The sequence below is a fragment of the Flavobacterium sp. genome (assembly GCF_031363805.1).
Taxonomy (GTDB): Bacteria; Bacteroidota; Bacteroidia; order Flavobacteriales; family Flavobacteriaceae; genus Flavobacterium.
The window spans coordinates 1-5,706 of record NZ_JANLVD010000047.1 but is presented as its reverse complement, the minus strand read 5'-3'; the positions used below and the strand labels follow the sequence as shown (position 1 = coordinate 5,706).

Sequence of the window (5,706 nt, the reverse complement as noted above, 5' to 3'; positions counted from 1 at the left end):
AATATTTAGACGAATATTTTTATAGATTAAATCGTTCGATTTATAAAGAAACAATATTCGACAATCTATTCAAAAGATTGGTAAGCCATAAACACTATGGTTGGAATCAAATAGTAGTAATTAAGTAAGTAACTCGAAAAATAATTAATGTTTTTATTCCGTATTTTCCAGCAGCTCGACAAGATCGTGTGATGATTCCTGGTGAACCACTTTCGGTAAAAGTTTATGCTGATATTTTAAATGCGATGAATTTAAATAAAGTTACTGTTTTTGATGCACATTCTGAAGTTACACCAGCATTGGTCAACAATTGCGAAGTAATTCCGAATCATAAATTTATTGCCGAAGTTTTGAAAACAATAGGAAACAATGTAAAACTCATTTCTCCCGATGGAGGCGCTTTAAAGAAAATTTACAAAGTTTCTGAATTTCTAGGCGGAATTGATGTCGTAGAATGTAGCAAAAGTCGCGATGTAAAAACTGGGAAATTGTCTGGTTTTAAAGTCTATAATGATGATTTACAAGGGTCAGATTGTTTGATCGTAGATGATATTTGTGATGGTGGCGGAACATTTATTGGTCTTGCCAAAGAATTGAAAAAGAAAAATGCTGGAAAATTATTCTTGGCAGTAAGTCACGGGATTTTTAATAAAGGTTTTGAAGATTTAAAATGTTTTGATGGAATTTTTACAACTGATTCGTTTAAGGATTTTGAGGGTGAAGAGGTGAGTCAGATAAAATTGAATAAAATTTTATAAAAAATGAAAAATAAAATTCATAGCGTATTGTTTGGACTTGCAGTTGGTGATGCTTTAGGTGTTCCTGTCGAGTTTCAAAATAGAGAATTATTAAAACGATTTCCAGTAATTGATATGCGTGAAAATGGATCGCACAGACAACTAAAAGGGACTTGGAGCGATGATAGTTCACTAGCTTTTTGTTTAGCTGATAGCCTTTGTAATGGATATAATATAGAAGATATTGCCACAAAATTTTTGCAATGGAAAAATGCAGAAATTTGGACACCACACGGAAGCGTTTTTGATATTGGAATTGCCACAAGGAATGCAATATATAGAATTGCTCAAGGAGAGCAGCCTACATTGTGTGGTGGTTTTGATGAAGAAGATAATGGTAATGGTTCTTTGATGAGAATTCTACCAATTGCTTTTTATTTGAAGGATGAAGCCGATCTTAATCTAATTTATCAAACTGTAAAAGATGTTTCATCAATTACCCATGCACATTTTCGTTCAGTATTTGCCTGTTTCATTTACATTATTTATACTTTGGAATTATTGAAAATCGAAAATAAATTTGATGCTTATCAAAAAACAAAAACTATAGTTAACAATTTTATTGTTGATAAAGAATTTAATGAAAGGGAAATTCAATTATTCGATAGAATTCTAAAGTCAAACATTAATGAATTTGATAAAGATAAAATTAACTCATCTGGATATGTCTTACATAGTTTGGAGGCAAGTTTTTGGTGTATTTTAAATTCAAGTACATACAAAGAGACTGTTCTAAAAGCAGTCAATCTTGGGGAAGACACTGATACTACTGCTGCAATTGCTGGTGGTTTGGCGGGATTAATTTATGGATATGATGAAATTCCAGTAGAATGGATTAATGTTTTAGCAAGGAGAAAAGACATCACAGAATTATGCGATAAATTAGATAAAAAAACACTGAATTTAAATTAAAATAAAAAAAACACGCAAAATGAACATCAAACTCATTCAAGGCGATATCACAAAAATAACCACCGATGCTATTGTCAATACAGCAAACACTTCATTACTTGGCGGTGGCGGAGTAGATGGTGCTATTCATCGAGCAGGAGGAAAAGAAATTCTAGATGAATGTGTCAAAATAAGCAACAAACAAGGCGGATGTAATGTAGGCGAAGCTGTGATCACAACAGCAGGAAATTTACCTTCAAAATATGTTATTCACACTGCGGGTCCTGTTTGGAATGGAGATAAAGAAGAGAAAAAAACATTATTATCCAACTGCTATAAAAACTGTTTGAAAATTGACGAAAGTAATGAATTAAAATCAATTGCTTTTCCAAATATCAGCACAGGAATTTATCATTTTCCTAAAGATAAAGCTGCCGAAATAGCAATTGAAACAGTAAAATCATTTGCATATAATTCAATTCATGAAGTTGTATTTGTGTGCTTTGATCATGAAAATTATCGGTTGTACGAAAAGCTCATATAAGTTTAAATTTTAAATGTAATTTTATGCCAAACACTTATTCTCAAATGTATGTTCAAGTAGTTATTGTGGTAAAATTCAGGCAATCACTTATTCAAAAGATATGGAAAGATGAATTGTACAAATACATAACTGGAATAGTTACTAATAACGGGCAAAAACTATTACGTATAAATGGTGTAGAGAATCACGTTCATATTTTATTGAATATAAAACCAAATATAGCGGTATCTGATTTAATGAGAGATATAAAAACGAATAGTAGCAAATGGATTAATGATCAAAAATTTTGTAGTCACAAATTTCAGTGGCAAGAAGGTTTTGGTGCGTTTACTTATTCAATATCACAGTTGGACAATGTTATTAAATATATTGAAAATCAGGAAGAACATCACAAAAAGCAAGGTTTTAGAGAAGAATATATATCTTTTTTAAAAAACTTTGAAGTTGAATATAAAGATGAGTATTTGTTTGATTTTTTAGAATAGATATGTCGCTCCTTCGGAGCTTAATGCTTTGTCAAGGTTTTGTGTTATAGATATTAAGCTCCTATGGAGCTAAACAGACAGAAATAATTTTTTTTTTATATGTAAACAGCATCATGACAATTACAAACAGACATATAAATTCCTGCTCCAGCGGAGCAACTTATTTATAACTAATAGGAATAACTAGCAGCAAATGCTCCAACGGAGCAACATATTTATAACTGATAAGAATAACTAGCAACAAAAGCTCTAGAGGAGCGCAATATTTATAACAAATAACAAACCAACAAAAGCTCCAGAGGAGCGCAATATCTATAACTATGAACCCACTACTCCTAACAGACGGCTACAAAGTTGATCACCGCAGACAATATCCAGACAACACGACCTTAGTCTATTCAAACTGGACACCAAGAAAATCAAGAATTGAAGGAATCGATGAGGTTGTATTCTTCGGTTTGCAATATTTTTTAAAGAAATACATTATTCACGATTTCGAAGAATATTTTTTCAAGCGACCAAAAGCAGAAGTTGTGGCAAAATACAGCCGCAGAATCAATAATTATCTAGGCGAAAATCAAGTTGGCATTAAACACATTGAAGATTTACACGATTTGGGTTATATTCCAATGGTTTTCAAAGCTTTGCCAGAAGGCGCAAGTGTACCTATTCGTGTGCCAATGTTCACCATGTACAACACCAAACCCGAGTTTTTTTGGTTAACCAATTATTTCGAAACCTTACTTTCGGCAGTAGTTTGGTTGCCTTGTAATTCGGCTACAATTGCCAAACAATACCGATTGCTGTTAGATAAATATGCCAATGAAACTTCATCAATTCCAGAATTTGTAGATTGGCAAGGACATGATTTCTCCATGCGAGGAATGGGCGGAATCGAAGCCGCAGTAACATCAGCAGCAGGACATTTACTCAGTTTTACAGGAACAGACACGATTCCCGCAATCGAGTTTTTTGAAGAATATTACAACGCTAATTCCGATGTTGAATTAATTGGTGGCTCAGTTGCTGCAACCGAGCATTCTGTAATGTGTATGGGTACCACTGAAGGTGAGTATGAAACTTTCAAACGATTAATTTGCGAAATTTATCCCAAAGGAATCGTTTCTATAGTTTCTGATACTTGGGATTTATGGAAAGTTCTAACCGATTATTTGCCAAGATTGAAACAAGAAATTATTTCTCGTGAAGGCAAAGTAGTTATTCGTCCCGATAGTGGCGATCCGGTCGATATTATTTGTGGCAATCCTAACGGAAAAACCGAACAAGAGAAAAAAGGCGTTATCGAATTGCTTTGGGATGTTTTTGGCGGAACCACAAACAGCAAAGGTTTCAAAGAATTGATTCCACAAATCGGAGCAATTTATGGCGATAGTATTACAGTGGAAAGAGCCACAAACATTTGCGAACGCTTAAAAGCAAAAGGTTTTGCTTCAACTAATGTAGTTTTAGGAATTGGATCATTTACTTATCAATATAATACTCGCGATACTTTTGGTTTTGCCATGAAAGCCACTTATGGTGAAGTAAATGGCGAAGGAAGAGCCATTTTTAAAGATCCAATTACAGATGATGGAACCAAAAAATCAGCCAAGGGTTTAATGAAAATCGAATTAGAAAACGGCAAATACAAACTAATAGATCAAGTATCTTGGGAAGAAGAAAAACAAGGCGAATTGAAAGAAGTTTTTCGAGATGGAAAATTATTAATCGATCATTCGCTGATTGAAATTAGAAAACAAGTTGCAGGAAAATAAAAATTCTAACAAACCCAAACCTTAGAAAAGTTTGGGTTTATTTTTTATAAAAATTATTATGCTCCACATAATGCCAAACCTTTTCAGGCAACATAGGAATCACATTTTTATTTTTTTTGATACTTTCTCGAATAAATGTTGAAGACAGTTCTATCACCGGCGCACCAACCCGATGAATTTTTATATGATTCATAAATTGTTCGTCAACTTCACCAGAATTCAATCTTGGATAAACATAAATACCATGATTTTGTAAAATAACTTCATAATTTTTCCATTTGTGTAGCGAATTCAAATTATCCTCACCCATAATTAAAGAAAATTCATGATTAGGATGTTTTTCTTGTAAATGTGCCAAAGTATTTACAGTAAAATTGGGTTGTGGCAGTTTAAATTCTACATCAGATGGTTTAATTTTTGAGAAATCTGAAGTGGCAAGATGCACCATCTCTAGTCTATGATGGTCATCCAGTAATGTATTTTTTTGTTTGTGTGGATTGTGTGGCGTGACCACCATCCAAATTTGATCCAAATCTGAATGCTCCGCCATGTGGTTGGCAATAATCAAATGCCCAATATGAATGGGATTAAAAGTTCCGAAATAAAGTCCTATTTTCATGAACCTAATTTAAAAATTTAAAGATTTAAAGATTTATTTGAATTTTTCAATTTTTTAATCTTTAAATCTTGGAATCATTAAGAAACTCTTTCACCAACTCATAAGCTTCTTCTTTTGCCACATCCAAATCATAATTTTTAATAATTTTATCAAACTGTGGCGCAGTTGCAAGTTCTACAGAAGCTTTTGCAATACGCATATTTATTTTATCATCAGATTCCGTGGAACGTTTTTTCAGCCGAATTTTAAGTTCATCAATACTTGGCGGTTTTACAAAAACAGCCAGTGTTTCTTGCTGAAACTTGGACTTTATTCGCAAACCTCCAGAAACATCAATATCAAAAATTACATTTTTCCCTTTTTCCCAAATGCGCTCAACTTCGCTTTTTAAAGTACCGTAAAAATTATCGCGATATACTTCTTCCCATTCAACAAATTCTTCGGCTTTGATGTGTTTTTTAAATGCTGACAACGAAATAAAATAATAATCTTTGCCATCCACTTCTTCTCCTCTTTTTTCCCGCGTTGTACAAGAAACCGAAAATTCCAAATTGAGATCTTCTTGCTTCAGCAAATGCCTTACTATGGTTGTTTT

Annotated in this window: 6 protein-coding genes and 2 pseudogenes; 6 read left to right on the top strand and 2 right to left on the bottom strand. The window is 32.9% G+C overall.

Annotated features, from left to right (window positions below; translation table 11 throughout):
* The 6 genes and pseudogenes from RMN92_RS02660 to RMN92_RS02635 all read left to right on the top strand — a co-directional run.
* Positions 1-128: pseudogene (locus RMN92_RS02660) on the top strand (IS1595 family transposase); the annotation flags it as partial.
* Between the two features lie 9 nt (positions 129-137).
* Positions 138-758, top strand: a pseudogene (locus tag RMN92_RS02655) (phosphoribosyltransferase family protein); the annotation flags it as partial.
* A 3-nt stretch (positions 759-761) separates the two neighbouring features.
* Positions 762-1,709, top strand: coding sequence for an ADP-ribosylglycohydrolase family protein (locus RMN92_RS02650; RefSeq protein WP_309607913.1), 948 nt, complete (start codon positions 762-764; stop codon positions 1,707-1,709).
* Positions 1,710-1,728: 19 nt separating this feature from the next.
* Positions 1,729-2,232 carry an O-acetyl-ADP-ribose deacetylase gene (locus tag RMN92_RS02645; RefSeq protein ID WP_309607912.1) on the top strand — a complete coding sequence of 168 codons (504 nt, stop codon included), beginning with the start codon at positions 1,729-1,731 and terminating at the stop codon, positions 2,230-2,232.
* A 23-nt stretch (positions 2,233-2,255) separates the two neighbouring features.
* Complete coding sequence (gene tnpA / locus RMN92_RS02640) at positions 2,256-2,717, top strand: IS200/IS605 family transposase (protein WP_309607911.1); 462 nt, start codon at positions 2,256-2,258, stop codon at positions 2,715-2,717.
* Positions 2,718-3,037: 320 nt separating this feature from the next.
* Positions 3,038-4,492 (top strand): nicotinate phosphoribosyltransferase, encoded by a 1,455-nt coding sequence (locus RMN92_RS02635; RefSeq protein ID WP_309607910.1) that lies wholly within the window; start codon positions 3,038-3,040, stop codon positions 4,490-4,492.
* A gap of 37 nt (positions 4,493-4,529) precedes the next feature.
* Here RMN92_RS02635 and nadD read toward each other — a convergent pair whose 3' ends face one another.
* Positions 4,530-5,111: a nicotinate (nicotinamide) nucleotide adenylyltransferase gene (gene nadD, locus RMN92_RS02630; protein WP_309607909.1), complete on the bottom strand. Its 582-nt coding sequence runs from the start codon at positions 5,109-5,111 to the stop codon at positions 4,530-4,532.
* Positions 5,112-5,172: 61 nt separating this feature from the next.
* Positions 5,173-5,706, bottom strand: a 534-nt coding sequence (gene gmk / locus RMN92_RS02625; RefSeq protein ID WP_309607908.1) for a guanylate kinase, incomplete at its 5' end; no start/stop codon positions are given.

Excerpts from the sequence above, each read along its gene's own strand:
- RMN92_RS02650 (WP_309607913.1), top strand. The coding sequence starts at position 762 with ATGAAAAATAAAATTCATAGCGTATTGTTTGGACTTGCAGTTGGTGAT.
- RMN92_RS02645 (WP_309607912.1), top strand. The coding sequence starts at position 1,729 with ATGAACATCAAACTCATTCAAGGCGATATCACAAAAATAACCACCGAT.
- tnpA (WP_309607911.1), top strand. The coding sequence starts at position 2,256 with ATGCCAAACACTTATTCTCAAATGTATGTTCAAGTAGTTATTGTGGTA.
- RMN92_RS02635 (WP_309607910.1), top strand. The coding sequence starts at position 3,038 with ATGAACCCACTACTCCTAACAGACGGCTACAAAGTTGATCACCGCAGA.
- nadD (WP_309607909.1), bottom strand. The coding sequence starts at position 5,111 with ATGAAAATAGGACTTTATTTCGGAACTTTTAATCCCATTCATATTGGG.